Annotated in this window: 20 protein-coding genes; 7 read left to right on the top strand and 13 right to left on the bottom strand. The window is 72.4% G+C overall.

Annotated features, from left to right (window positions below):
- Positions 1-15: 15 nt before the first annotated feature.
- Together IA22_RS0120610 and IA22_RS0120605 are read left to right on the top strand one after the other, a co-directional pair.
- A complete protein-coding gene (locus tag IA22_RS0120610) occupies positions 16-825 on the top strand; it encodes a methyltransferase domain-containing protein (protein WP_030124414.1) in 810 nt (269 codons plus the stop codon).
- Between the two features lie 66 nt (positions 826-891).
- Entirely contained in the window at positions 892-1,245 is a 354-nt protein-coding gene (locus IA22_RS0120605) for a VOC family protein (protein WP_014153012.1), read from the top strand.
- Positions 1,246-1,346: 101 nt separating this feature from the next.
- Here IA22_RS0120605 and IA22_RS0120600 read toward each other — a convergent pair whose 3' ends face one another.
- The 10 genes from IA22_RS0120600 to IA22_RS0120555 form a co-directional block, all read right to left on the bottom strand.
- Positions 1,347-2,243 carry an arginase family protein gene (locus tag IA22_RS0120600; RefSeq protein WP_030124413.1) on the bottom strand — a complete coding sequence of 299 codons (897 nt, stop codon included), beginning with the start codon at positions 2,241-2,243 and terminating at the stop codon, positions 1,347-1,349.
- Between the two features lie 91 nt (positions 2,244-2,334).
- Positions 2,335-3,519 (bottom strand): alcohol dehydrogenase catalytic domain-containing protein, encoded by a 1,185-nt coding sequence (locus IA22_RS0120595; protein ID WP_030124412.1) that lies wholly within the window; start codon positions 3,517-3,519, stop codon positions 2,335-2,337.
- A 179-nt stretch (positions 3,520-3,698) separates the two neighbouring features.
- Entirely contained in the window at positions 3,699-4,787 is a 1,089-nt protein-coding gene (locus IA22_RS0120590; RefSeq protein WP_030124411.1) for a glutamate--cysteine ligase 2, read from the bottom strand.
- A 109-nt stretch (positions 4,788-4,896) separates the two neighbouring features.
- Positions 4,897-5,130, bottom strand: a complete 234-nt coding sequence (locus tag IA22_RS0120585; protein ID WP_015579496.1) for a LapA family protein — start codon at positions 5,128-5,130, stop codon at positions 4,897-4,899.
- Between the two features lie 115 nt (positions 5,131-5,245).
- Positions 5,246-7,033, bottom strand: coding sequence for a CocE/NonD family hydrolase (locus IA22_RS0120580; protein WP_051694821.1), 1,788 nt, complete (start codon positions 7,031-7,033; stop codon positions 5,246-5,248).
- A 127-nt stretch (positions 7,034-7,160) separates the two neighbouring features.
- Positions 7,161-8,105 (bottom strand): S66 peptidase family protein, encoded by a 945-nt coding sequence (locus tag IA22_RS0120575; RefSeq protein ID WP_030124409.1) that lies wholly within the window; start codon positions 8,103-8,105, stop codon positions 7,161-7,163.
- Positions 8,102-10,102 (bottom strand): S9 family peptidase, encoded by a 2,001-nt coding sequence (locus IA22_RS0120570; RefSeq protein ID WP_030124408.1) that lies wholly within the window; start codon positions 10,100-10,102, stop codon positions 8,102-8,104. The genes IA22_RS0120575 and IA22_RS0120570 overlap by 4 nt, the downstream gene beginning before the upstream one ends.
- A 72-nt stretch (positions 10,103-10,174) precedes the next feature.
- Positions 10,175-11,518: a M20/M25/M40 family metallo-hydrolase gene (locus IA22_RS0120565; protein ID WP_030124407.1), complete on the bottom strand. Its 1,344-nt coding sequence runs from the start codon at positions 11,516-11,518 to the stop codon at positions 10,175-10,177.
- Positions 11,511-12,344 (bottom strand): M55 family metallopeptidase, encoded by an 834-nt coding sequence (locus IA22_RS0120560; protein ID WP_015579492.1) that lies wholly within the window; start codon positions 12,342-12,344, stop codon positions 11,511-11,513. The genes IA22_RS0120565 and IA22_RS0120560 overlap by 8 nt, the downstream gene beginning before the upstream one ends.
- Positions 12,345-12,521: 177 nt before the next feature.
- On the bottom strand, positions 12,522-13,523 hold the full coding sequence (locus IA22_RS0120555) for an aldo/keto reductase (RefSeq protein WP_014153022.1): 1,002 nt from the start codon (positions 13,521-13,523) through the stop codon (positions 12,522-12,524).
- Between the two features lie 124 nt (positions 13,524-13,647).
- Here IA22_RS0120555 and IA22_RS0120550 point away from each other — a divergent pair, with 124 nt between their 5' ends.
- On the top strand, positions 13,648-14,541 hold the full coding sequence (locus tag IA22_RS0120550; protein WP_014153023.1) for a LysR family transcriptional regulator: 894 nt from the start codon (positions 13,648-13,650) through the stop codon (positions 14,539-14,541).
- A gap of 16 nt (positions 14,542-14,557) precedes the next feature.
- Here the strand turns inward: IA22_RS0120550 and IA22_RS0120545 are convergent, their stop codons facing one another.
- Positions 14,558-15,562 carry a chitinase gene (locus IA22_RS0120545; protein ID WP_030124406.1) on the bottom strand — a complete coding sequence of 335 codons (1,005 nt, stop codon included), beginning with the start codon at positions 15,560-15,562 and terminating at the stop codon, positions 14,558-14,560.
- A gap of 293 nt (positions 15,563-15,855) precedes the next feature.
- Here IA22_RS0120545 and IA22_RS35320 point away from each other — a divergent pair, with 293 nt between their 5' ends.
- The 3 genes from IA22_RS35320 to IA22_RS0120530 are packed head-to-tail and all read left to right on the top strand — an operon-like array spanning position 15,856 to position 19,639.
- Entirely contained in the window at positions 15,856-16,332 is a 477-nt protein-coding gene (locus IA22_RS35320) for a hypothetical protein (RefSeq protein ID WP_081889857.1), read from the top strand.
- On the top strand, positions 16,332-18,566 hold the full coding sequence (locus IA22_RS0120535) for a bifunctional polysaccharide deacetylase/glycosyltransferase family 2 protein (protein WP_030124404.1): 2,235 nt from the start codon (positions 16,332-16,334) through the stop codon (positions 18,564-18,566). The genes IA22_RS35320 and IA22_RS0120535 overlap by 1 nt, the downstream gene beginning before the upstream one ends.
- Positions 18,566-19,639, top strand: coding sequence for an acyltransferase family protein (locus tag IA22_RS0120530; RefSeq protein WP_030124403.1), 1,074 nt, complete (start codon positions 18,566-18,568; stop codon positions 19,637-19,639). Before IA22_RS0120535 ends, IA22_RS0120530 begins: the two co-directional genes overlap by 1 nt.
- Positions 19,640-19,694: 55 nt before the next feature.
- Here IA22_RS0120530 and IA22_RS0120525 read toward each other — a convergent pair whose 3' ends face one another.
- Complete coding sequence (locus tag IA22_RS0120525; RefSeq protein WP_030124402.1) at positions 19,695-22,151, bottom strand: MFS transporter; 2,457 nt, start codon at positions 22,149-22,151, stop codon at positions 19,695-19,697.
- A 200-nt stretch (positions 22,152-22,351) separates the two neighbouring features.
- Entirely contained in the window at positions 22,352-22,795 is a 444-nt protein-coding gene (locus IA22_RS0120520) for an SRPBCC family protein (protein ID WP_030124401.1), read from the bottom strand.
- A gap of 148 nt (positions 22,796-22,943) precedes the next feature.
- Here IA22_RS0120520 and IA22_RS0120515 point away from each other — a divergent pair, with 148 nt between their 5' ends.
- Positions 22,944-23,993: an Rv2578c family radical SAM protein gene (locus IA22_RS0120515; RefSeq protein WP_030124400.1), complete on the top strand. Its 1,050-nt coding sequence runs from the start codon at positions 22,944-22,946 to the stop codon at positions 23,991-23,993.
- Positions 23,994-24,013: the final 20 nt, after the last annotated feature.

The raw sequence follows: 24,013 nt of genomic DNA, 5'->3' as shown, positions 1-24,013 counted from the left end.
AGAGGACGTACGGCCATGCCGAAGGAAACCGCCGTCTACACGCACGGTCACCACGAGTCGGTGCTGCGCTCGCACCGGTGGCGGACCGCCGCCAACTCTGCGGCGTACCTGATCGCCGAACTCCGCCCGGGCCAGACGGTCCTGGACGTGGGCTGCGGCCCGGGAACCATCACGGCGGACATCGCCGCGCTGGTGGCACCGGGGCGGGTGACCGCGGTCGACACGAGCACCGGCGTCCTGGACCGCGCGGCCGAGGCCGCCGCGGAACGGGGCGTGGACAACGTCGGGTTCACCACGGCCGACGTCCACTGCCTGGACTTCCCGGACGACTCCTTCGACGTCGTGCACGCCCATCAGGTGCTCCAGCACGTCGGCGATCCGGTACAGGCGCTGCGCGAGATGCGGCGGGTCTGCCGGCCCGGGGGCGTCGTCGCGGCCCGCGACAGCGACTACGCGGCCATGGCCTGGTACCCGGAGGTGCCCGGGATGCACGAGTGGCAGGACCTGTACGACCGTGTGGCCCGCGCCAACGGCGGTGAGCCCGACGCGGGCCGCCGCCTGCTGTCCTGGGCCCGGCAGGCGGGCTTCACCGACATCACCCCGACCGCGGCGGCGTGGTGCTTCGCCACCCCGGATGACCGGGCGTGGTGGAGCGGGCTGTGGGCGGACCGCACGACCGCGTCGGTCTACGCGGAGCTGGCGGTGGAAGGCGGCCACGCGAGCCCCGGACAGCTCACGGCGATCGCGGACGCCTGGCGCGCGTGGGGCGAGGAGCCCGACGCGTGGTTCATGGTCCCCCACGGTGAGGTCCTCTGCCGGGTGTGATCCGGGGACGGGTCGGGGGCGGGGAACCGATCACATCCGGGCGGACCGGCAACTACCCTCTTGGGCATGGAGATCCTGGGAACCACGCTACGCATCTGCGTCGACGACCTGGAGGCCTCGGTGGCCTTCTACGAGGGCCTGACCGGCACTCCGGCCCTGCGCTTCGAGCGCGGCGGGGTCGCGGTGGCGGCGATCGGCTGCTTCCTCCTGATGAGCGGACCCGAGGCGGAGCTGGAGGTGCTGCGCAAGGTCTCGGCGACCATCGCGGTCAAGGACGTCGACGAGGCCCACGCGGCTCTCACCCGGGTGGGCGCGAAGGTCGTCGCGGGCCCGCTGCCCACCCCGGCGGGCCGCAATCTGATCGCTCTCCACCCGGACGGCTCGGTCTTCGAGTACGTCGACCGGAACGTGCCCGCCTGACCGCCGGGCGAACGGCCCCCGTTCCTCGGGGCACGGGGGCGGTGCTGCCGTCGTCTCGCCCCCGGACGGGTGCGGCACGTCCGGAGGGCGGAGACCCGCGCCTAAGCCGCGGCGAAGGCGCCGACGACCAGGTCGGTGAGCAGCGTGCCCGCCGTTCCGTCGGGGTCCAGATCCGGGTCGTAGATCGTGACGTTGAGCCCCACGCAGCGGGGTGAACCGACGAGCGGGCCCAGCAGGGCGGCGAGTTCGTCCGGGAACAGACCGCCGTCGTCCGGGCTGTCGACGGCCGGCATCACGCTCGGGTCGAGCACATCGGCGTCGAGGTGGACCCAGAACCCGTCCAGGGCGGGGGTCTCCAGGGACTGCGCCGCGGCCCGGGCGAGGACGTCGGGCCCCCACTCCCTGATCTCGCCCACCGTGGCGTTGGAGATCTTCAGCGCGGCCATCTCGGCGCGGCCCTCGTCGTCGTCGCGCATCCCGAAGAGCCGGACGTCCTCGTCCCTCAGGTAGGGCCCCAGCCCCTCCAGGTCGGCCAGGTCCGCCTGTCCCCGTCCGGTGGAGATCGCCAGCTCCTCGCCGCCCGCCGCGCCGATCCGGTCGCTGTTGCCCAGGTGCCGGAAGTCCGCCGACCCGTCGATCGCGGCGAGGCCGTAGCGGCCGATGCGGCGCAGGGCGAGGGTGGCACCGAGCTGGATGGAGCAGTCGCCGCCGAGGACCACCGGGAACTCGTCCGCCCGGACGTGCCCCTCGATACGGTCGGCGAGGGTGCGGGTGTAGCGGGCGAGGGCCGCGGCGTTGAAGACTCCGTCGCCCTCCTGCCAGTCACCCCGGTCGTAGCGTGGCGGTACGACCACCCCGCCCTCGGACGCCCCGAGCCGCTGCACGATGCGCCGCTCGCGCAGCGCTCCGGCCAGCTTGTAGCAGCCGGGGACGGTACCGGGCGCGGGGGGCCGCAGCCCCAGGTTGGAAGGAGCGTCGAGGACCACCCGTGTGCGCATGCGGCCCATCCTCGCCGACCCGGCCGGGGGGCGTCCCCCCGATCGCCGAAGTCGTCCGCGTCCCGTCCGTCACGCGCGGGTACCGGGGCGGTCAGGGCCTCAGCAGCGTCTTCACCATGCCGTCCGCCTTCTTCTGGAACGTCTCGTACGCCTTCGGCGCGTCCTCCAGCGGCAGGTGGTGGGTGGCGAAACCGTCCACGCCGAGCGGATCGTCGTCGACGAGCAGAGGCAGGATGGACGGCACCCAGTTCCTGACGTTGGCCTGCCCCATGCGCAGTTGCAGCTGCTTGTCGAACATCTTGAGCAGCGGCAGGGGATCCACTGCTCCGCCGTAGACGCCGGAGACGGACACGGTGCCGCCCCTGCGTACGGCGTCGACGGCGGTGAGCAGTGCGCTGAGGCGGTCGACGCCCGCCCGCTCCATGAGGGCGCGGGCGGCGGGATCGGGCAGCTTGCCCACGGCCCACTGCCCCGCCTTGGCGGCTGTCGCCCCGTGCGCCTCCATGCCGACCGCGTCGATGACGGCGTCCGTGCCCCGGCCGCCGGTGAGGTCCCGTACGGCGTCCCCCACGTCCTTGCCGTAGATCCGCAGATCCAGGGTGTGCACGCCCCGCGCGGCGGCGCGCTGCAGCCGGTCGGTCACCAGATCCACCCCGATGACGAGCCCGGCCCCGCGGTGCAGGGCGATCCGGGCCGCCATGTCGCCGATCGGCCCGAGCCCGAGGACGGTCAGGCTGCCGCCCGGGGGCACCGCCGCGTATTCGACGGCCTGCCAGGCGGTCGGAAGCACGTCCGACAAATAGACGAACCGGTCGTCGGGCGGGCCGTGCGGGACCTTGACGGGCAGGGTGTTGCCGAAGGGGACGCGGAGCAGCTCGGCCTGTCCGCCGGGCACCTGACCGTAGAGCTTGGTGTAGCCGAACAGCGCGGCACCGCTGCCGTACTCCCGGACCTGGGTGGTCTCGCACTGCGACTGGAGCCCCTGGCCGCACATGAAGCAGTCACCGCAGGAGATGTTGAACGGGACCACGACACGGTCCCCGCGGCCGACCGCCGTCACGTCGGCGCCGGTCTCCTCGACGACGCCCATCGGCTCGTGCCCCAGGATGTCGCCCGGGTCGAGGTAGGGGCCGAGCACCTCGTAGAGATGCAGGTCCGAGCCGCAGATGCCGCTGGAGGTGACCCGCACGATGACGTCCGTGGGTTCTCGGACGACCGGGTCGGGGACCGTCTCGACACGGACGTCGCGCCGCCCTTGCCAGGTCAGTGCACGCATGCGCTCTCCTCGCTCGTCCGAGTGGATCGCCGGTGTTGCTACCCGTCCGGTGTATCGCGCCCGCACCGGCGCGGCGAGCCGGGGACGCGAGCGGATCGCCCGCCGCCGGAGGGCAGGGGCGTCATGCCCCTGCCCTCCGGCGCACCGGGCCCGACTGGGCCGATCGGGTGACGCGACGGTCAGCCGCGTGTCCTGGCCGCACACTCGGTCACGACGGTGCGGAGGCTGTCCGAATCCGCGAGCAGTTCCCGCTGGATCCGGGCCCCGGTCCCCCGCTCCAGCAGGGTCCGCAGCGCCGCCTGTGCCGACGCGAGGTCCCCGCTGTCCTCCAGCGCCTCACGGACGTGGTCGAGCAGGGCGTGCGCGACGTCGGCGGCCGGTTCGGGGCGCCCGGTGCGGGGATGGATCAGCCGTCCCTCGATGCCGGAGCGGGCCGCCTGCCAGTCGGCCATGCGCAGCACACCCGCGGTGACCGGATCCGGTCGGCCGCCGGCCCGCCAGTCGCGTGCCGCCGTCTCGACCAGGCCACGTGCGAGCGTGGCGAGCAGCACGGTGTCGGCCGGATCCAGACAGACGTCCGCCACCCTGAACTCCACCGTGGGGTAGCGGTGCGAGAGCCGGGCGTCGAAGTAGATCATTCCCTTGTCCCGCAGGACTCCCGTGCCGATCAGCGCCTCCACCTGCTGGTGGTAGCGCTCCGCCGAGCCGAACAGTTCCACCGGGCCGGCCGAGGGCCAGCGGCCCCAGACCCTGCTGCGGTAGCTGTCGTAGGAGGTGTCCTGTCCCTGCCAGAAGGGGGAGTTCCCGCTGAGGGCGAGCAGGACCGGAAGCCAGGGCCGCACCCGGTCGAGCACGGCGACGCCCTCCTCGTCCGACTCCACCGACACGTGCACATGGCAGCCGCAGGTCAGCTGCTCCTGCGCGGTCAGGCCGAAGCGCCGCGCCAGCCACCGGTACCTTTCGTCCTCCCCTATGGCGGGGCTGACGGGCAGCGGCGAGGTCGCCAGGGCGGCGACGGCGGCGCCCGCCTCGGCCGCGCTGTGGGCCGCCTCGGCACGCCAGCGTCGTATCTCCTCCGCCAGGTCCGCCATCGCACTGCGCGGCTCGGTGGCGAACTCGAGCTGCTGGTCGTGCAGCTCGGACTCGAAGACGGAGTCGCCCTCGGCGCGGCGTTCCGCCAGCGCCAGTACCGCCGTCGACAGTGCCCGGGGGTCACCGCTCCCCGCGTCCACCAGCAGGAGCTCTTCCTCGACACCCACAGTCCGCACTTCGTGTCCTCTCCGCCGCTCGCAGTCGTCTCATCTCGCCCGGGGGCGTGATGAGACCCGCGTACCCCCGGCGTCGCCCTTCAGGCGCCCGGGGACGGAGAAGCCACCGTCAGCGCGCGGCCCGCCGGCGGAACAGGTAGGCCCCGCAGAGCGCGCCTGCCACGAACACGCCCAGCAGCGCGGCCCAGAGCGGCATCGTGACCTTCGGGATGATCACGCGGATGGTGACCTCGGTGGTGTTCACACAGATGAAGACGATCGTCAGCACCGCCAGGAGGGTGACGGCGATGCGGGCGGGGCTGAAGGCGCCGCCGCTCCCGCTGGATACGTCCTTGGGGCTCATGGGCGGCCCTTTCGCTGGGTCCTGGGGTCCGGGACCGGCGAGGGCGGTCCCCGGACCCCAGGATGACTCCGTCAGGGCCCCGGAGAGCCGTCGGGCAGGGCCGTACGGGTGACGGTCAGCGGACCACCGGGAGCTCCAGCACCCCGGTGTCCTGCGGAGCGCTGACCACGGTGACGGGCTTGAGGCCCCGGTTGCCGAAGTACGCCGTGTCACTCCCGGCGATCACGAACTGCAGCCGGTGCCCGGCCTCGTACCGGTGGACGACACCGGGCAGCTCGACGGTGAAGGGGCGGGTGACGTCGGGGACGCGCACGGGGGCGACCAGGCGGTTCACCAGCGTCCGGGTCCCGTCGGGCGCCATGTCGTAGACCTTGGCGAACAGCACGAGCTTGTCCGCGGCGTCACCGCTGTTCTGCACCCGTTCCGTCTGCGGGGAGACGACCTTCAGGGTGGCCTTCGGCGCGCCGACCACGTCCACCGGCTCGTCCAGCGGAGCGCTCGTCCAGCCCAGGTAGGTGCCCTTGGTGTCGTACGGCGCCGGATCGGACAGGCCGATGAGTCCGGCGAGGGAGCTCTCGGAGTGGCTGGTGGGCAGCAGCCGGTTGGTGTAGCGGCGACTGCCCGGGGCCACCTCCGCGCGGCTGTCCACGAGGGAGCCGTCGCCGGAGAGGTACATCGTGCGGGACGTGGCGGGCACGGAGGCGGCGGTGCCGTAGCCGCTCTCCCAGTCCCGGTAGTAGGCGAACTCGGGGCCGGTGGCGGTGTTCTCGTCGTGGCGGAGGTAGCGGCCGAACCAGTCGAGGATGCGCCGGCCGACGTAGCTGGACTCCAGGTCGCCGGTGGAGAGGTCGAGTTCACCGGGAACCTGGCCACCGCTGTGGCCCCACGCCTGCCAGATCATCTTCGTCGTGGTGCCCTGGGACTTGAGCGCCCGGTAGGTGGCGGTGGCCTCGTTGAGGTTGAACAGGCTGTCGGCCTGGCCCTGGACAAGGAGGGTGGGAGCGGTGACACCGGAGAGGTAGGAGGCCGGCGAGACGCTCCGCGCGTACGCCAGCATCTCCTGGGTCGCGGCGGCCGGATAGCGGCCCGAGTTCAGGAGGCGGATGGTGTCGCAGGCCCGCGGCGCGAAGTGGAGGCAGCCGAGGGTGCCGAAGCGCGACGGGTCGAGACCGGGGACCAGCAGGGGCTGCCCCTCCCCCATCAGGTAGAAGCCGTTGGTCCACTGCCACTTGAAGACGCCGGGCGTGCCGGAGGAGACGCCGCGGGCCGCCCCGGTGGCGTTGGGGGCCAGCGAGTACGCCAGGTCGTTCCAGGTGATCAGCGGGACGAGCGCGTCGACGCGCCGGTCCGCGGAGGCGGTCGCCAGCTGGATCGCCCCGCCGTACGAACCTCCGATCATCCCGACCACCGGGTCACCGGGCGCGTCCGAGGTGACGAAGTCGGCCTCGGTGCCGTCGTCGGCGGCGCGGGTGCCGGCGAGGAAGTCGACCAGCGCGGAGGCGGCTTCGCCGTCGATCGCGGGATCGTCGAGCGTGATGAGGCAGCCGGACTTCCCGAAGCCCAGGCCCGAGTAGACGAGTCCGACGTAGCCGCGTTCGGCGAAGGCCCTCCCGATGACGTCGGTGGAGCCGTCGGACTTGCTGCCCCCGAAGCCGTTGGTGGCGAGGACGGCCGGGGCCGGGTGCCCCGCGTCGACACCGGCGGGCCTGTAAAGGTCGGCGTCCACCGTGCAGGAGCGGTCACCGGCGCGCACGGTGAACTCCAGCGCGGTGACGCTGTACCGGTCGGCCGCGGCAGCGGGCGGAGTACCGGTCAGGGCGAGTGGGGCGAGAAGTGCCGCGCCGGCGAGCACGGTGAGTGGACGGCGGAATCTGGGCACAGCACGCGACACATGGACCTCCACACGAGGGCACCTACCTACCGGTAAGTACCGAGCCCGGCCCATGCTGTGACACAGCTCATACCCATGTCAACGTACCGGGGCCGGGTTTCCCGGGGAGATCCGCCCCGGCCTGCCCGGCCCCCGTGCGTCAGACCAGCGCCGACACCTGGGCGGTGAGCGTGCACCGGCCGCCGTCGGCGGGTGCGTCCAGCACCGCCGGCACGCCGAGCGGCACGGTCAGCGCCGTGGGGCCGTGGCCGAAGCCCAACTCCTCGACCACCGGGATCCCGAGAGAGCCGAGCCGGTCCAGGAGCACGGCCCTGATCCCCTCGTACGGCCCGCAGGCCTCCCACGAGCCGCACACCACACCGGAGATGCCGTCGAGGGCGCCGATGCGCAGCAGCCGGGTGAGGATGCCGTCGAGCCGGTACGGTTCCTCCCCGGTGTCCTCGATCACCAGCAGCCCGCCCCGGGCGGAGGTGCGGGCGCCCGGGGTTCCGGCGTCGGCGGCGAGCAGGCTCACGCAGCCGCCGAAGGTGATGCCCCGCGCGGTGCCGGGGACCAGTGCCGCCGCCGCGTCCAGGCCGAGGGTCCGCGCCGACTCGGGCTCGAACAGGGTCGAGCGCAGGGCCTGGCGTGTGGCCTCGTCCTTCAGGAAGACCTCGGTGGCGACCATCGGGCCGTGCAGCGTGGAGAACCCGGCGCGCAGGGCGAACGCCTCGTGCAGCACCGTGATGTCGCTGTAGCCGACGAACACCTTGGGCCCCGCCGCCCGTATCGCGGACCAGTCCAGGAGATCGACCATGCGGTGCGCGCCGTAGCCTCCCCGGGCGCACAGGACGGCGTCCACACCGGGATCGCACCAGGCTTCCTGGAGGTCGCGGGCGCGGTCCTCGTCGGTGCCGGCGAGGTGGCCGAGCCGTGGGTGGGTGTCGAGCACGTGGGGTGCCGCGTAGGGATCGAGGTCCCATCCCCGCAGCAGGTCGAGGCCGCGCTCCAGCCGGTCGGCGGGCACGGGACCGCTGGGGGCGACGACCGCGACCCTGGCGCCGGGCCGCAGCCGGGCCGGACGGGCGAGGGGTTCCAGGGTCACTTCCTCAGCTCCAGCCGGGGCACGTCGGAGCGCTCGATGCCGAACGCCTGCGCGTAGAGGGAGAGTTCGGCCTCCAGGGCGCGCTTCACGGTGTCCGCCCGCCGGAAGCCGTGCCCCTCCCCCTCGAAGCTGATGTAGGCGTGGGGGATGCCGCGCCCCTCGATCGCGGTGAGGAAGCGCTCGCACTGGACGGGCGGGCAGATCGGGTCGTCGAGCCCCTGGAGCAGCAGGAACGGCGTGGTGAGCCGGTCCGTGCGGTTGACGGGTGAGCGCTCCCGGTAGCGCTCGGGCACCTCGGCGTACGGACCCACGAGCGATTCCAGGTACTGCGATTCGAAGTCGTGCGTCTCCCCGGTCGCCCAGCCCTCCAGGTCGAGGATCGGGTAGCTGATCGCACCGCAGGCGTACACGTCCGTCTGGGTGAGGGAGGCGGCGGTGGTCCAGCCCCCGGCGCTCCCGCCCCGGATCGCCAGTCGGCCCCGGTCGGCCGAACCCTCCTCGGCCAGACCCAGCGCGACGGCCGCGCAGTCCTCCACGTCGACGACGCCCCACTGCTCGCGGAGCCGCTCGCGGTAGGCGCGGCCGTAGCCGGTCGAGCCGCCGTAGTCGACCTCGGCGACTCCGATCCCCCGGGAGGTGAAGTAGGCGATCTCCAGGTCGAGCACGAGCGGGGTGCGGCCGGTGGGGCCCCCGTGCGCCCAGATGACGTAGGGCGGCAGTTCACCCTCGGGGCCCGTGCGGTCCGGGTGGCGCGGCGGGTACACATGGGCGTGGATCTCCCGGCCGCCCGGCCCGGTGAAGGTGCGGACCAGTGGCTCGGGGTAGTAGGCGGGGTCGACGGCGTCCTCGTGGGGCGCGCCGATGGTCCTGGTGTGCCCGGTGGCCGTGTCCAGTTCCACCACCTCGTAGGAGGTGTGAGGGCTCGCGGCGATGCCGATGACCCTGGTGTCCTGCACGGCGAGCGTCTCGGACCACGCGGTCCAGGGGCCGACGGCGTCGACGAGTTCACCGGTCTCGGGGTCGAGCACACCGAGCGCCGTGGTGCCCCTGCCGTGGACGACCGCGATCAGTCCGCTGTCCAGGAGCTGGAACCAGCGCAGGCCGATCCTCCAGAGCGGCCCGCCGAACTCCTCGTTCCGCACGGCACAGAGCCTGCTGGTGGGTACGACGGCACCGGTGACCGCGTCGGGCCTGATCCGCTGGAGCTCCCACCAGCCTCCGACGTCCGAGACGAAGAGCAGCGATCCGTCCCGGTCCCACTCCACCTGGACGACGGACTCGTCGATGTCGCCCACCAGTGGCCGTACCCCGGTGAAGGTGCCGTCGGCGGTGACCTCGGCCGTCTTCACCACGGTGCCGTCCCACGGCATCTGCGGATGGTCCCATGCGATCCAGGCGACCCGGCGGCCGTCGTGCGACAGCCGGGGGCCGGTGACGAACCGGTTCCGGTCGTCGGTGAGTTCGCGTACGGCTCCGCGATCACCGGCGGCCGAACCGTCGAGCGGCACGGCTGCGATCACCCGCCGCACATCGGTGGGCGACTCCCCGGTGAACTCCTCCAGCACGCACCACACTTCACCGTGCCCGAGCTGTACCTGCGGGTCCACCCAGCGCAGTCCGCCGCCGATCTCCGACACGGGCGTGAGCGGCCAGGGCTCGTCGGGTCCGTCCGGCGCGTAGGCGTACAACCGCTGGTCGGGGTGGTGGACGAAGACGACCAGCGGCCCGCCCTCCTCGCGCGGCGCGCCGGCCCACGGCATGCCGCCGTACTCGATGACGCGGCTGCGCGGGTTCCACGGTGCGGGGAGCACGGACCCGGTGACGCCGTCGGCGCGGCGCCGCACGAGGGCGCGGCGGCCGCCTTCGGCCGGGCGCGGTTCCGTCCACCACACCTCGTCGCCGACGGTGCCGACGAATTCCGGCTTGCCGTCCTGCGACGCGGTCAGTGCCGCGTCGATCGGTGACGGCCACGTGCCGTACGCCTCTGTGGACACCATGATCGGTTCCCCCCTCTTGGGTCTGACAGTGCGGTGCAGCGAGTGATGCGGTGGATCAGGCGGTGCGGTTCGTCAGGCGGTACGCAGGAACCGGTCCAGGACCCGGACGCCGAAATGGAGTGCGTCGACGGGGACGCGCTCGTCGACCCCGTGGAACAGCGCCTGGTAGTCGAAGCCGGCGGGCAGCTTCAGCGGGGAGTACCCGTAGCCGGTGATCCCGAGACGGGAGAACTGCTTGGCGTCGGTACCGCCCGACATGCAGTAGGGGACGACGTGCGCGTCCGGGTCGAACATCTCGATGGCCGCGCGCATCTTCGCGTACGTCGGCGAGTCGACCGGGGCCTCCAGGGGGACCTCACGGTGCTGGAACTCCCAGTCGACGCCCGCGCCGGTGAGCCGGTCCAGGGTCTCGCGGAACTCGTCCTCGCCGCCGGGCACCATGCGGCCGTCGATCTGGGCGGTCGCCTGGCCAGGGATGACGTTGACCTTGTAACCGGCTTCCAGCATCGTCGGGTTGGTGCTGTTGCGCACGGTCGGCTCGATCAGGGCCGCGGCCGGGCCGAGCTTGCCCAGGAGCTCGTCCACGTCGAATCCCGGGGCGTCGGGATCGACACGGATGTGGTGCAGCGCGGCGATCTCGACGATCGCGGCCCGTACCGTCGGGGTGAGCCGCACGGGCCACTCGTGGTCCCCGATCCGGGCGACGGCGGCGGCGAGCCTGCTGACGGCGTTCGCCTTGTTGACCTTGGAGCCGTGACCGGCCCGGCCCTCCGCGGTCAGCTTCAGCCATCCCGTGCCTCGTTCGCCGGCGGCGACCGGGTAGAGGGCCATGCCGGGTCCGGCGTGGAAGGTGAACGCCCCCGATTCGCTGATGCCCTCCGTGCAGCCGTCGAAGAGACCGGCGTGCCGGTCGGCGAGGAAGCCCGCGCCGTCGTGCGCGCTGGCCTCCTCGTCGGCCGTGTAGGCGATGACGATGTCGCGACGCGGGCGCACGCCCGCACGCGCCCAGGCCCTGACCACGGCGAGGACCATCGCGTCCATGTTCTTCATGTCGATGGCCCCGCGCCCCCACACGACGCCGTCGCGCACCTCTCCGGAGAAGGGGTGCACGGACCAGTCGGCCTCCATCGCGGGCACCACGTCGAGGTGTCCGTGCACGAGGAGGGCGTCGGCCGACGGGTCGGTGCCCTGAATCCGGGCGACGACGTTCGTCCGTCCCGGTGTGCGCTCCAGGAGGGCGGGCTCGAGACCGGTGTCGGCGAGCCGCTCCGCGACGTACTCGGCGGCCGGGCGCTCGCGGCAGCTGCCGTCGCCCCGGTTCGTCGTGTCGATCCGGATCAGTTCGGAGGTGAACGTCACCGACTCGTCGAGCGCCTGCTCGTCGACCGGTCCGGTGGGGTGGTCCGCCTCAGCCATACTGCTCCTCCACGGCGGCCGACACGATCGTCGTCACCGCCTTGAACGTGCGAATACCTTCGTACATCGTCGCGCTGGTGTAGGCGACGCGCCGCTCGCCGCTCGGCGCCACGCCGGGGACCACGGTCGCGGCGGCCGCCAGATGCGCCGCGTCGAACTCCAGCTCGACATTCCAGGACCCGCCGGTCACGGGCGTGTGCCGGACGGCGAGCGCGGCCGCCCCGGCGGCGGCGGCCCTGATGTCGGCGGCGGTACGGGCCGGGGTGCGGCACACCGCGGCGTACCGCGAGACGTGGTCCTTGACCGCGACCGTGCGCGCCCCGGGGGCGTAGCCACGGGCGTCCACACAGGTCAGGTCGTCGCCGGTGACGAGGACGACGGGGACTCCGTACTCCGCCGCGACATGTGCGTTGAGCAGGCCCTCACTGGCACGGGTCCCGTTCAGCCAGACTCCGGTGATGGAGTTGGCGAGGTAGGTGTGGGCGAGCACGCCCTCCGTGCCGGCGCCCGTGTGGTAGCCGACGAACGCGATGCCGTCGACGTCGCCGTGCTGGACGCCCTCGACCATGGAGAGCGACTTGTGTCTGCCGGTGAGCATCTGGACCCGGTCGTCGAGGCGTTCCAGGAGCAGGTTGCGCATGCTCCAGTGGGCCTCGTTGACGACGACCTCGTCGGCTCCGCCGTCGAAGAAGCCGAGGGCCGCGGCGTTCACGTCGGAGGTGAAGAGCGCCCGGCAGCGTTCCCACTGCGGGGTGCCGGGCAGCACATCGCCCGGCCAGGTCACTCCGGTGGCGCCTTCCATGTCGGCGCTGACGAGGATCTTCACGGTGCGCGGTCCTGTCGCTGGTCGGCCGTTCCCCCGCCCGTCACGGGAGAAGGATCTTCGTGCCGGATCACGGTACGCGCCGGGGCACCGCCGGGCCAGGGCCCCGGTGATCTGTCACTGGTCCAGTCCGGTGAAGCCGTCCGCGGCCCGGGGGCCGGGCCGCGGACGGCTCCGGGATCAGACGCGGCCGGTGCCCTTGACGAGCTCCTCGATCCGGGCGAGCTCGTCGTCGCCGAACTCCAGGGAGCGGACCGCCTCGACGCTGTTCTCCAGCTGCGCGACACTGCTCGCGCCGACGACGGCGGAGGTGACCCGGCCGCCGCGCAGCACCCAGGCGAGCGCCATCTGGGCGAGGGACTGTCCGCGTTCCCGCGCGAGTTCGTTCAGCGCGCCCAGCCGGGCGACCAGGTCCGGGGTGACGGCCTCGGCCGACAGGAACGGGCTGCTCCCCGCCGCCCGCGACCCCTCCGGGACACCGTTCAGATAGCGGTCGGAGAGGATGCCCTGCTCCAGCGGGGAGTACGCGATGGAGCCGGTGCCGAGCTCGTCGAGCGCGTCCAGCAGTCCGTCCTCGACCCAGCGGTCCAGCATGGAGTAGCGCGGCTGGTGGATGAGGAGGGGCGTGCCCAGCTCGTTCAGGATGCGGGCGGCCTCACGGGTCTGCTCGGCCGAGTAGTTGGAGACGCCCGCGTAGAGCGCCTTGCCCTGGCGCACCGCGGTGTCGAGGGCACCCATCGTCTCCTCGAGCGGGGTGTCCGGGTCGAAGCGGTGGGAGTAGAAGATGTCGACGTAGTCGAGGCCCAGCCGGTTCAGGCTCTGGTCCAGCGAGGAGCGCAGGTTCTTGCGGGATCCCCACTCGCCGTACGGGCCGTCCCACATGTGGTAGCCCGCCTTGGTCGAGATGACGATCTCGTCCCGGAGGCCGGCGAAGTCCGTCCTCAGCGCGCGGCCCATGGCGGTCTCGGCGGAGCCGGGCGGCGGGCCGTAGTTGTTGGCGAGGTCGAAGTGGGTGATGCCGAGGTCGAAGGCCCGGCGCAGGATCGCGCCCTGGCTCTCGGGGGTCCGGTCGCCTCCGAAGTTGTGCCAGAGGCCGAGGGACAGCGCGGGCAGCAGCAGGCCGCTGCGTCCGGTGCGCCGGTAGGGCATGGCGTCGTAGCGGTCGGCGGACGGAAGGTACATGCGAGCACTCCACGGGGCACGGCTTGGCGCGCCAGGTCTGGTGCGCGTCCTCAAGACTGGCGGAGAAAGATCCAGCGGTCCAACAGGAGATTGCGCTGGGATTCATCGTCTAGATTGCTCAATCATGGAATTGCGTCAGCTGGAGCACTTCGTCGCGGTCGCCGAGGAGCAGCACTTCACCCGGGCGGCCGAGCGTCTGGCGGTGTCGCAGTCCGGGCTGTCCGCGTCGGTCCGGGCGCTGGAGCACGAGCTGAGGACTCCGCTCTTCAGCCGCACCACCCGCTCGGTCCGGCTCACCGAGGCAGGGCAGGCCCTGCTGACGGAGGCCGAGCGCACGTTGGCGGGCGCCAGGGCGGCGCGGGACGCGGTCGACGCCGTCCGGGGGCTGCTGCGCGGCACCCTGACGCTGGGGGTGGAGCAGTGCGTGGCCGGGGTGAGCACCGCGCGGCTGCTGGCGGCCTTCCACCGGGAGCACCCGCACATGGAGATCAGGCTCCGGCAGGAGGGCACGTCCAGTCTGCTGGACGGGGTGGCGGGCGGCCGTCTGGACCTCGCCTTCGCGGCGACCGTCAGCCCGCCGGAGTGGCGGGGCGATCTCGTACCGCTGGCACGTGAGCCCATGGTCGTCCTGTGCTCCCCCGGCCACCGGTTCGCGGAGGAGGGGGCGCGGGTGGTGTGGGACGACCTGCGTGGCGAGTCGTTCATCGACTTCCACCCGGACTGGGGGCCCCGCCGCGCGGCGGACGAGGCGTTCGCCGAGGCGGGGGTCCGCCGCACGGTGGCCCTGGAGGTCAGCGACGTGCACAGTCTGCTGGAACTGGTGCACGAGGGCCTCGGGATCGCGGTGGTGCCGCACCACTTCTCCCGCAAGCAGGAGGCGGGCGGCCTGGTCGCGGTGGACGTCGCCGGCGCGCACCGGCCGGTCTACGAGAGCGTCGTGGTGCTCCCGCCGTCGCGGGCGATGAGTCCCGGGGCGAAGGCGCTGATGACCCTGGTCCGGGAGGCCCCGCTGCGCTGACCGGGCCGTCGGCGTCTCAGCCGCTCAGCGCCTCGGCGAACGCGCCCGCCTCCTGGTCGACTCCGCTGCAGCTGTCCGAGGCGGTCGCGGTGCCCTCGTCCGAGGCGCACGGCCGGTCGCGGAAGGCCGCCCACAGGGAGAGCGCGCCGACCCCCTGACGGGCGGCGAAGGAGCGCAGGGACGCCGCGTCGTCGAGGGTGAAGGTCTCGCCCTCCACGTCGTTGACCCCGATCATCACGGTGATGTGCAGCGCCTTCCACGCCGCGTCCCGCGACAGCCCGAGGAGGTCCACGAGCTGGTCGTGGGCGGCGCGTGCGGCGCTCTCGGCGTAGTCGCCCATGTCGCCGTCGTGGGAGGTGCTGTAGTTCATCGCCATGATGTTCACCGCGGAGACCTCCACACCCTGGTCCGCCGCGTCCTCCAGGACGGCGGTACCGGTGTCCTCCAGGCCGTCGGGCATGACGGGCAGGGTGTAGGTGACGTCGAGGTCGCGCTCGTCCTGGAGCAGGGCGAGGGCCTCGTTGCGGCGGGTGACGGAGGCGGTGTCGGTGAGCGCGTCGCCCTCGATGTCGAAGTCCGCCTTCGTGGCGCCGACGGCGTCCAGCACGTCCGCGTAGGCGTCGGCCAGTTCACGGGCGCTGTCACAGGTCAGCGCCGCCTCGGTGCCCGCGGCGCCGCCGAAGGAGACCCTGGCGTCCGCCCCGGTCGCGGTGAGCGCCTCGACGCGGGCCGCGACCGCCTTGCCGGAGACCGCGGCGGTGCCGCCCCAGAGGGGGGTGCAGCCGGCTGGGTCGGAGGTGACGAAGGCCAGGTTGTACGTGTCGGGGGACCCCGCGCCGTCGGTCTCGGCGGCGGTCGTGGCGCTCACGTACGGCGTGTAGGCGGTGCGGGTGGCCGCCGGCGGTGGCGGCTCGGACCCCTTCGCCTGATCGGCGACGCCGCCCGTCGTGCAGGCCGAGCAGGCGAGGCCGAGCGCGACCAGCCCGGCAAGGGCCGAGGAAACCCGTGTGCGCCTTTGCATGACGAATGTGCACCTGCTCTCGGAAGGTGTCCCGAAACGGCAGCCGGTGCTGCCGGGACACCTGGAACCTCTCACACCACAGACCCTGGCGAGGACACAGCGAACTCATGGGAAAGGCCCTCGGCCGGCCGTCCGAATTCCTCAACTCACCTGCGGGCAGAGGTTCGAGGGATACGGAACAACCTCGCCGCGTGCGGCGCACTCTCAGCGGTCCGACAGGTTCGGGCCCTTTTCACAGCGGGCGGCCAGAAAAGCTCCAGAGTTCGCACAACAAGCTTCGCCACCATGCGCACATGCAATCCGACCCCGTCATCGAGAAAGACCCGGCGCCGCGCGGCCGACGCCGGGCACACGCCGGCCCGGCCCGGTCCGCCGCGCGTCGCCGCACGGCCGGCCGGCCCCAGGACGGGCCCGTCTTCGTGGACAGCTCCGGGCGCCGGGCCAAGCTGCTGCGCCGCGCCGGCGTGCTGCTGGGCACCCTGTGTGTCGGTTACGCCGCCGTGCTGGGGCTCGCCTTCATGGGCGGCATCTCCCTGGCCCCCTCCCAGTTGCTCCCGTTCGACGGCGGCCCTGCAGCGGAGGCCGGACCGGGCCCCGGGACGCAGCCCGGATACGGCATGCCGCCGGGCGGCACCGCACCTCCGAGCGGGGTACCCGTACCGCGGGCGTCCGGTGGGGCGGCCCCGTCCGGCCTGCCTTCGGCCGCGGCTTCGACTTCGGCTTCGACTTCGGCTTCGGCTTCGGCTTCGGCTTCGAGCGGGGCGAACTGATGGCCGTTCCGCGGCGCCGCCACGCCACTCCGGGCAGGATCGGCCGCGTCGGGCGCCAGGCCGTCCCCCGGCCCCGCGTGATCATGGCCCTGGTGCTGCTCCTCGGGCTCGTCTGCACGATGGTGCTGGACGGCTATCTGCGCGCCGAGGTCGGCAACGACCAGCGGGTGCGCTCGAACGCCTCGGCGGACACGGTGCCCGACGAGGTGCTGGAGGGCGGGCCCATCCTGAGCTTTCCCGGCGGCACCGCCCGCAGCCAGTCCGTACCGGACAAGACCATCGTCCTGACCTTCGACGACGGGCCTGATCCCGAGTGGAGCGAGAAGGTGCTGGACATCCTGGACGAGAACGACGTCCCGGGCACGTTCTTCCTCGTCGGCTCCATGATCTCGCGCTACCCGGACGTCGTCCGGCGGATGGTCGACGAGGGCGACGAGGTGGGGGTCCACACCTTCACCCATGTCGACCTCTCGTACCAGAGCGAGGCTCGCGTCAAGCGGGAGATCGCCCAGACCCAGCTCGCGCTGGCCGGCGCGACGGGCATCACGACGACGCTGTTCCGCGCCCCGTACTCCTCGCGCACCGACGCGATCGACGACTACAGCTGGCCCGTCTACCAGCGCCTCGGCGCCATGGGCTACACCAGCGTGTTCATCGACACCGACAGCGAGGACTGGCAGCTGCCGGGCGTCTCCAAGATCGTCGAGTGGGCGACTCCGGAGGACGGCGAGGGCGCCTCGGTCCTGTTCCACGACGCCGGCGGCGACCGCTCCGAGACACTGGCCGCGCTGCCCCGGTACATCAAGAAGATGAAGGCGAAGGGCTACACCTTCACCACCGTCAGCGGCGCGCAGCAGCAGGCCGCGGCCGCCGCCGGCGAGACCGGCGGGGGCGGGAACGGCCCCGGGCGGGCGGGCTCGGCGCAGGGCGACGCCGAGCAGGCCGCGCACCGCACGGCGGACACCGCGAGTGTCTGGGAAGGCCGCGCCCTGCTCGCCGCCGTCGCCGTGGCGGAGTGGAGCGTGCCGGCACTGGCCGCCGTGCTCGCCGTCGTCGGGGTCGCGGTCCTGGCGCGCTTCGGCATGATGCTCCTGCTCGCCCGGCGCCACCACCGGCAGCGGAACAGACGCGGATTCTCCTGGGGGCCCGAGGTCACCGGGCCGGTCAGTGTGATCGTGCCCGCGTACAACGAGAAGGAATGCATCGCCCATACCCTCAACTCCCTCGCCGCGAGCACCCATCCGATCGAGATCGTGCTCGTCGACGACGGTTCGACGGACGGTACGGCGGAGATCGCCGAAGCGCTCGGGCTGCCCAACGTCCAGGTGATCCGGCAGGAGAACGCCGGCAAGCCCGCGGCCCTCAACAACGGTGTGCGGCACGCACGGTACGACATCGTCGTGATGATGGACGGCGACACCGTCTTCGAGCCGGACGCCGTGCACCAGCTGGTCCAGCCGTTCGCCGACCCCGGGATCGGTGCCGTCGCGGGCAACGCGAAGGTCGGCAACCGGTCCACGATGATCGGCGCCTGGCAGCACATCGAGTACGTCATCGGGTTCAACCTGGACCGCCGCATGTACGACCTGCTGCGCTGCATGCCCACCATCCCGGGCGCCATCGGGGCGTTCCGCCGCCAGGCGGTCCTGGAGGCCGGCGGGATGAGCGAGGACACCCTGGCCGAGGACACCGACATCACCATCGCGCTCCACCGCGCGGGCTGGCGCGTCGTCTACGCCGAGCACGCCCGCGCCTGGACCGAGGCACCGGCCTCACCGGGGCAGTTGTGGCGTCAGCGCTACCGCTGGAGCTACGGCACCATGCAGGCGCTGTGGAAGCACCGCCGGTCCGTCACCGACCGGGGGCCCTCCGGGCGCTTCGGACGGGTCGGCATGCCGCTCGTCGTCCTCTTCCAGATCGTCACGCCCGTGTTCGCGCCGCTCATCGACGTCTTCACCGTCTACGCGATGATCTTCGTGGACTTCCGTGCCTCGCTGCTCGCCTGGCTGGCCGTCCTGGCCGTCCAGCTGTTCTGCGCGGCGTACGCCTTCCGTCTCGACCGGGAGAAGTACCGCTTTCTGCTGATGCTGCCCCTCCAGCAGCTCGCGTACCGGCAGTTGATGTACCTCGTGCTCATCCACTCCTGTGTGACGGCGGCGACCGGCGGCCGGCTGCGCTGGCAGAAGCTGAAACGCACCGGTGAGGTGGGCGCTCCCCGGACCGGTGCGTCGTAGTGGCGGGCACGCACCGCAGGACGGCGCCGGCGCCCTCCCCCGCGGCGTCGACCGCCACGGGCCGCGACCGGTACTTCGACGTGCTGCGGGCCGTGGCGCTCGTCCGGGTGGTGACCTACCACACCTTCGAATGGCCGTGGCTGGGCTACGTCTTCCCCTCCATGGGCGTGATGTTCGCCCTCGCCGGATCGCTCATGGCCCGCTCGCTGGAGCGGCCGGCTCCGGCGGTGCTCCGCAGCAGACTGCGCAGGCTGCTGGTCCCGGTGTGGCTGTTCGGTCTCGTGCTCGGGGTGGCCATGCTGCTGCACGGCTGGGTACCGGGGCCGGACGTCCTGCTCTGGGTCCTGCCGGTCGGCGACCCGCCCGGCGACGCCTGGGGTGAACAGGCCTGGGCGGTGCTCTGGTACCTGCGCGCCTACCTGTGGTTCGTACTGCTCTCCCCCCTGCTGCTGCGCCTCTTCAGGCTCGCACCGCTCCCCGTGCTCGTCCTGTCGCTGATGCCCGTCGTCGTGCTGGAGACGGTGTCGCGCGTACCGGACGGCCGGCTGGGGAGCGCGCTCAGCGACGCGTCGGTGTTCCTGTTCTGCTGGCTGCTGGGCTTCGCGCACCGCGACGGCGTACTGGACCGTCTGCGCGCCCCCGGGGCCCTGGCCGTCGCCGCGCCGCTCATGGCGGCAGGGGCCTGGTGGGCTGCCGGGCATCCTGCGGACGGTTCGTACGACCTGGACGACATCCCGCTCGCCCAGGCCCTGTGGTCAGCGGGTTTCGTCCTGCTCCTGCTGCGTTTCCGGCCCCGCTTCGACGGGCTCGTGCGTCATCCGGCGGCCGACCGGATCGTCACGGTGTTCAACGCCCGCGCGGTGACGGTCTATCTCTGGCACGAGGTGGCGCTGATGGCCGCGGTACCGCTGATCGATCTGATGTGGGAGGTGCCCGCGCTGGAGCGGCACCTGCCGCTGGACAGCCTCTGGGTGCAGTTCGGCCTCGCGTGGGTGCTGATCGCGGTCGCGGTGGTGTCCCTCGGCTGGGTCGAGGACGTCGCGGCGAGGCGGAGGCCCCGTCTGCTGCCGTGAGGTGCGGAAGGGGGTGCACGGCCGAGTCCGCGCACCCCCTTCCGCACGACCGCCCTCAGTCCTCGTGTCCCAGCTGGAGATCGCGTTCGGTCCGTCCTCCTCCGGGGAGCTGGAGCACGGTGGCGACCGGCGGGTAGCCGGCGGCGATCACGGTGTACTCACCGGTGGACAGGTCCACGAACCGGAACGCCCCGTCGGAACCGGTGGTGAGGGTGTCGACCACGTTGCCCGCTGCGTCGAGCAGCGTGACCCTGGCGTCCTCGACGGCACGTCCGCCGGGGGCGCGTACGATCCCGCGCAGCACGGCACCCCCCGCCAGCTCGATGTCCTGCCTGGTCTCCCGGGCGGCCTGCACGCTGACCGGGAGGGCAGCCGGGCGGAAGGCGGGGGCGCTGGCGGCCAGGGTGTACTCACCGGCCACCAGCTCGCTGATGACGTAGGCGCCTTCGCGCCCGGTCCGGGTGGTCGCGACGACGTCACCCCGTACGTCGGTGAGCGTGACCGCGGCGTCGCGGACGGGCGCGCCGTCGGGTGTGAGGACCGCTCCGGCGAGCCGTCCCGCCCCGCCCAGGACCACGTCCAGCTCCACCGGCCGCTCGCCGACCGTGACGCTGACGGCCTGCGGCTGATGCCCGCCCGCGGCGGCGATCAGCACGTAGGAGCCGGTGCCGGGCGCGCTCAGCGCGTACCGCCCGTCGGCGCCGCTCGCCCCGCGTCCGACCTGCCGCCCCTGGCCGTCGATGAGCGTGAGCGCGGCCCGGCCGACCTCGGTGCCGTCGGGGTGCTGGACGCGTCCGCGCACCGGGGTCCCGGGGAGGGCGCCGGGCTGCGACGGGCCGGGGTCGGTGCGGGCCAGGGGGACCGTGGAGTGCTCCGCGGCCGGGTCGGGGGCCGTCTGCGGGGTGTGGTGGGACACCAGCGATTTCTCCTTGAGGAAGAAGGCGAGGAAGAGGCCGAGCAGAAGCACCGGCACCAGATAGAGGAAGATCCGCGGCATCGCGTCGGCGTACGCCTGGATGTAGGCGTCGCGCAGTGCGGGCTCCATGGTGTGGACCAGCTGCGGGGTGATCGACTCGGGGTCGGGCAGATCGGCGCCGGAGGGGAGCCGGACCGCGAGCGCGTCCGCGAGCCGCCCGGCGAAGAGGGTGCCGAAGATCGCGGCGCCGACGCTTCCGCCGATCTGCCGGAAGTAGTTGTGGGCGCTGGTGGCGGTGCCGAGGTCGGACGGGCGTACGGAGTTCTGCACGGCCAGCACCAGGATCGACATGACGAGGCCGATGCCGATGCCGAGGACGGCCTGCCAGAGGCCGTACTCCAGCGCGGAGGTCCCGGTGTCGAGGAGGGAGAGCAGCCACATCCCGACGGAGGACACGGCCGCGCCCACGAGGGGGTAGACGCGGTAGCGGCCGGTGCGCGAGACCAGTTGCCCGGAGACGACGGAGGCGATGACGATGCCGCCCATCATGGGCAGCATCAGCAGCCCCGACTCGGTGGCGGACACCCCCTCGACCATCTGGAGGTAGGTCGGCAGGTAGCTGGCGGCCCCGAACAGCGCGACCCCGACGACCGCGCCCACCAGCGAGGTGACGTTGAAGACCGGATCGCGGAACAGCCGCAGGGGGATGAGGGGTTCGGCGGCGCGGTGCTCGACGACGAGGAACAGCAGGGCCGTTCCGACGGCTCCCGCGGCGAGCCCCAGGATCGTGCGCGAACCCCAGGCGTACTCCGTGCCGCCCCAGCTGGTGAGCAGCACCAGGCAGGTCGAGGCGGCTGCCAGCAGCAGGGCCCCCAGCACGTCGAGGCGGGGGCGGACCGCGGGCTTGGGCAGTTTCAGCACGAGCGCGATGACGGCGAGGGTGACGACGCCGAACGGGACGTTGATGTAGAAGCACCAGCGCCAGGAGGCGTGATCGGTGAAGAATCCGCCGAGGAGCGGACCGGCCACGGACGCCAGGCCGAAGACGGCTCCGATGAGGCCCATGTACCGGCCGCGCTCCCTGGCCGGGACGATGTCGGCGATGATCGCCTGGACGCCGATCATCAGCCCGCCGCCGCCGATGCCCTGGACGGCCCGGAAGGCGATGAGCTCGTCCATGGTGCGCGACCAGCCGGCGAGGGCCGATCCGATGATGAAGACGATGATCGCGAACTGGAAGACGCCCTTGCGGCCGAAGAGGTCGCCGAGCTTTCCGTAGATCGGCAGGCCGATCGTGGAGGCGAGCAGATAGGCGGTGACCGCCCAGGACATCCGGTCCAGGCCGTGCAGCTCACCGACGATCTTCGGCAGGGCGGTGGCGACGATCATCTGGTCGAGCGCCGCGAGCAGCAGGGTGAGCATCAGCCCGAGGAAGACCAGCCGGACCCTGCGGGGGCTGATCCCGTCCGGCGGTGCGGACGGCCCGGCGGCGGCGGCGGGTGCGGGCGGCCCGGACTTCCTCACGGTGCCGGGCTCCCCCCGGCCGTGTTCCGTGCCTCCCGGCTCGTCCTTCACCAGAGTGATCCCACCCACCACGTGACGCTCCCCTCGTCGCACCTGCGCCGCCCATTTGTCGCACCAGGCGGCAAGGCGGGGCAAACGTGACCGGGCGCGCACACGGCGCACCCGGAGGGCTTATGCGCCGGTGGGAGGCACTGCGGCGCGCAACCGGCCGCCCCGGAAAACCACCCGTTCCGGTGAGGCCGGCCGCAACGCCAACAGCGGGAGGAGCAGGGTTACTTCTCGACCTCGGCGGCGAGGTTCCGGAGCAGCTCGTCGTAGATCCGGCCGAGCCCCTTGGGCGCGAAGGTCTTCTCGAAGAAGCCTCCGATGCCTCCGGCACCGTTCCACACGGTGGAGACGACGGCCTTGGACTTCCCCTCGCCCGCGGGCGTGACCGTCCAGGTGGTGACCATCGAGGAGTTGCGGTCCTTCTCGATCAGCTGCCCGTCGGTGGGCTCGGTGACCTCGAGCAGGCAGTCGCGGACCCGCTTGCTCGTGGCCTGGAGCTTCCAGTGGACGAGGGTGCCCTCACCGTCTCCGCCCTCGCGGACCTCGTACTCGCTGAAGTGCCCGGTCAGCACCTTGCCCCGGACCTCCTCGTAGTCGGCCAGCGCATCGAACACCGTCTCTGCGTCCGCCGCGATGATCCGCTCTGTCGTGGCCTCGACCTGCGCCATGCCTGCTCCTCCAGCACTCGGTTGTTCGGGGTGCTGCTGAGCCAACCACCTCGGGTGGGGCCCCTCAAAATCGGGTCCCGCACTCCGCCGCACACGATCAAGGGAACACATGTTCTATTCTCTGCGGAGTGCTACCGAGGAGGCGTTCATGCGCTGGGACAATCTTGCGGAGAACACCGCAAAAGAAGGCAGTGGTGCGCTCTTCGCCGCGGACGCGGTGACGACGCGCACCTTCGACACCCCCGAATTCAGGGGGATCACCTTCCACGAGATCCGGGCCCGCTCGATCGTGAACCGGGTGCCCGGGGCCTCCCGCATGCCGTTCGAATGGACCGTGAACCCGTACCGGGGCTGCACGCACGCCTGCGTGTACTGCTTCGCCCGCAGGACGCACAGCTATCTGGACCTGGACACGGGGCTCGGCTTCGACTCCCAGATCGTCGTCAAGGTCAACGCCGCCGAACTGCTGAGCCGCCATCTGGCCTCCCGCACCTGGCACGGCCAGCACATCGCGATGGGCACGAACGTCGACTGCTACCAGCGGGCCGAAGGCCGCTACCGGCTGATGCCCGGCATCATCCGGGCCCTGCGCGACCACGCGAACGCGTTCTCGGTCCTGACCAAGGGCACGCTGATCCTGCGCGATCTCGACCTGCTGCGGCAGGCCGCCGAGGTCACGGAGGTAGGCGTCTCCGTCTCCGTCGGGTTCACCGACCAGGAGCTGTGGCGCACGGTCGAGCCCGGCACCCCCTCCCCCGAACGCCGGCTGGACGTGGTCCGCGCCCTGACGGACAGCGGGATCGGCTGCGGGGTCCTGATGGCGCCGGTCATCCCCTTCCTCGGCGACCGCCCGGATCAGCTGCGCGACACGGTCCGCGCGGTCGCCGCCGCCGGGGCGACCTCCGTCACCCCGCTCGTCCTCCATCTGCGGCCGGGCGCCCGCGAGTGGTTCATGCAGTGGCTCGGCCGCCGCCATCCGCACCTGGTGGAGCGGTACGAGCGGATGTACGCGGACGGGGCCTACGCGCCGACCTGGTACCAACGCGACATCACCCGCCGGGTCGACGAACTGGCGGCCGAGTTCGGCATCGGCCCCGCCGACCGGGGCGGCGCCCGCCGCATCACCCGCGAGACCCCGGCACCGGCTCCGGCCGTGGACGCCTCCGGGCCCGGCCCCACTCAGCTGTCACTGCTCTGACCGCACGCCGCCTCCTCACC

The organism is Kitasatospora papulosa, from assembly GCF_000717245.1.
Taxonomy (GTDB): Bacteria; Actinomycetota; Actinomycetes; order Streptomycetales; family Streptomycetaceae; genus Streptomyces; species Streptomyces papulosus.
This window is presented reverse-complemented; position numbering and strand designations above follow the sequence as displayed.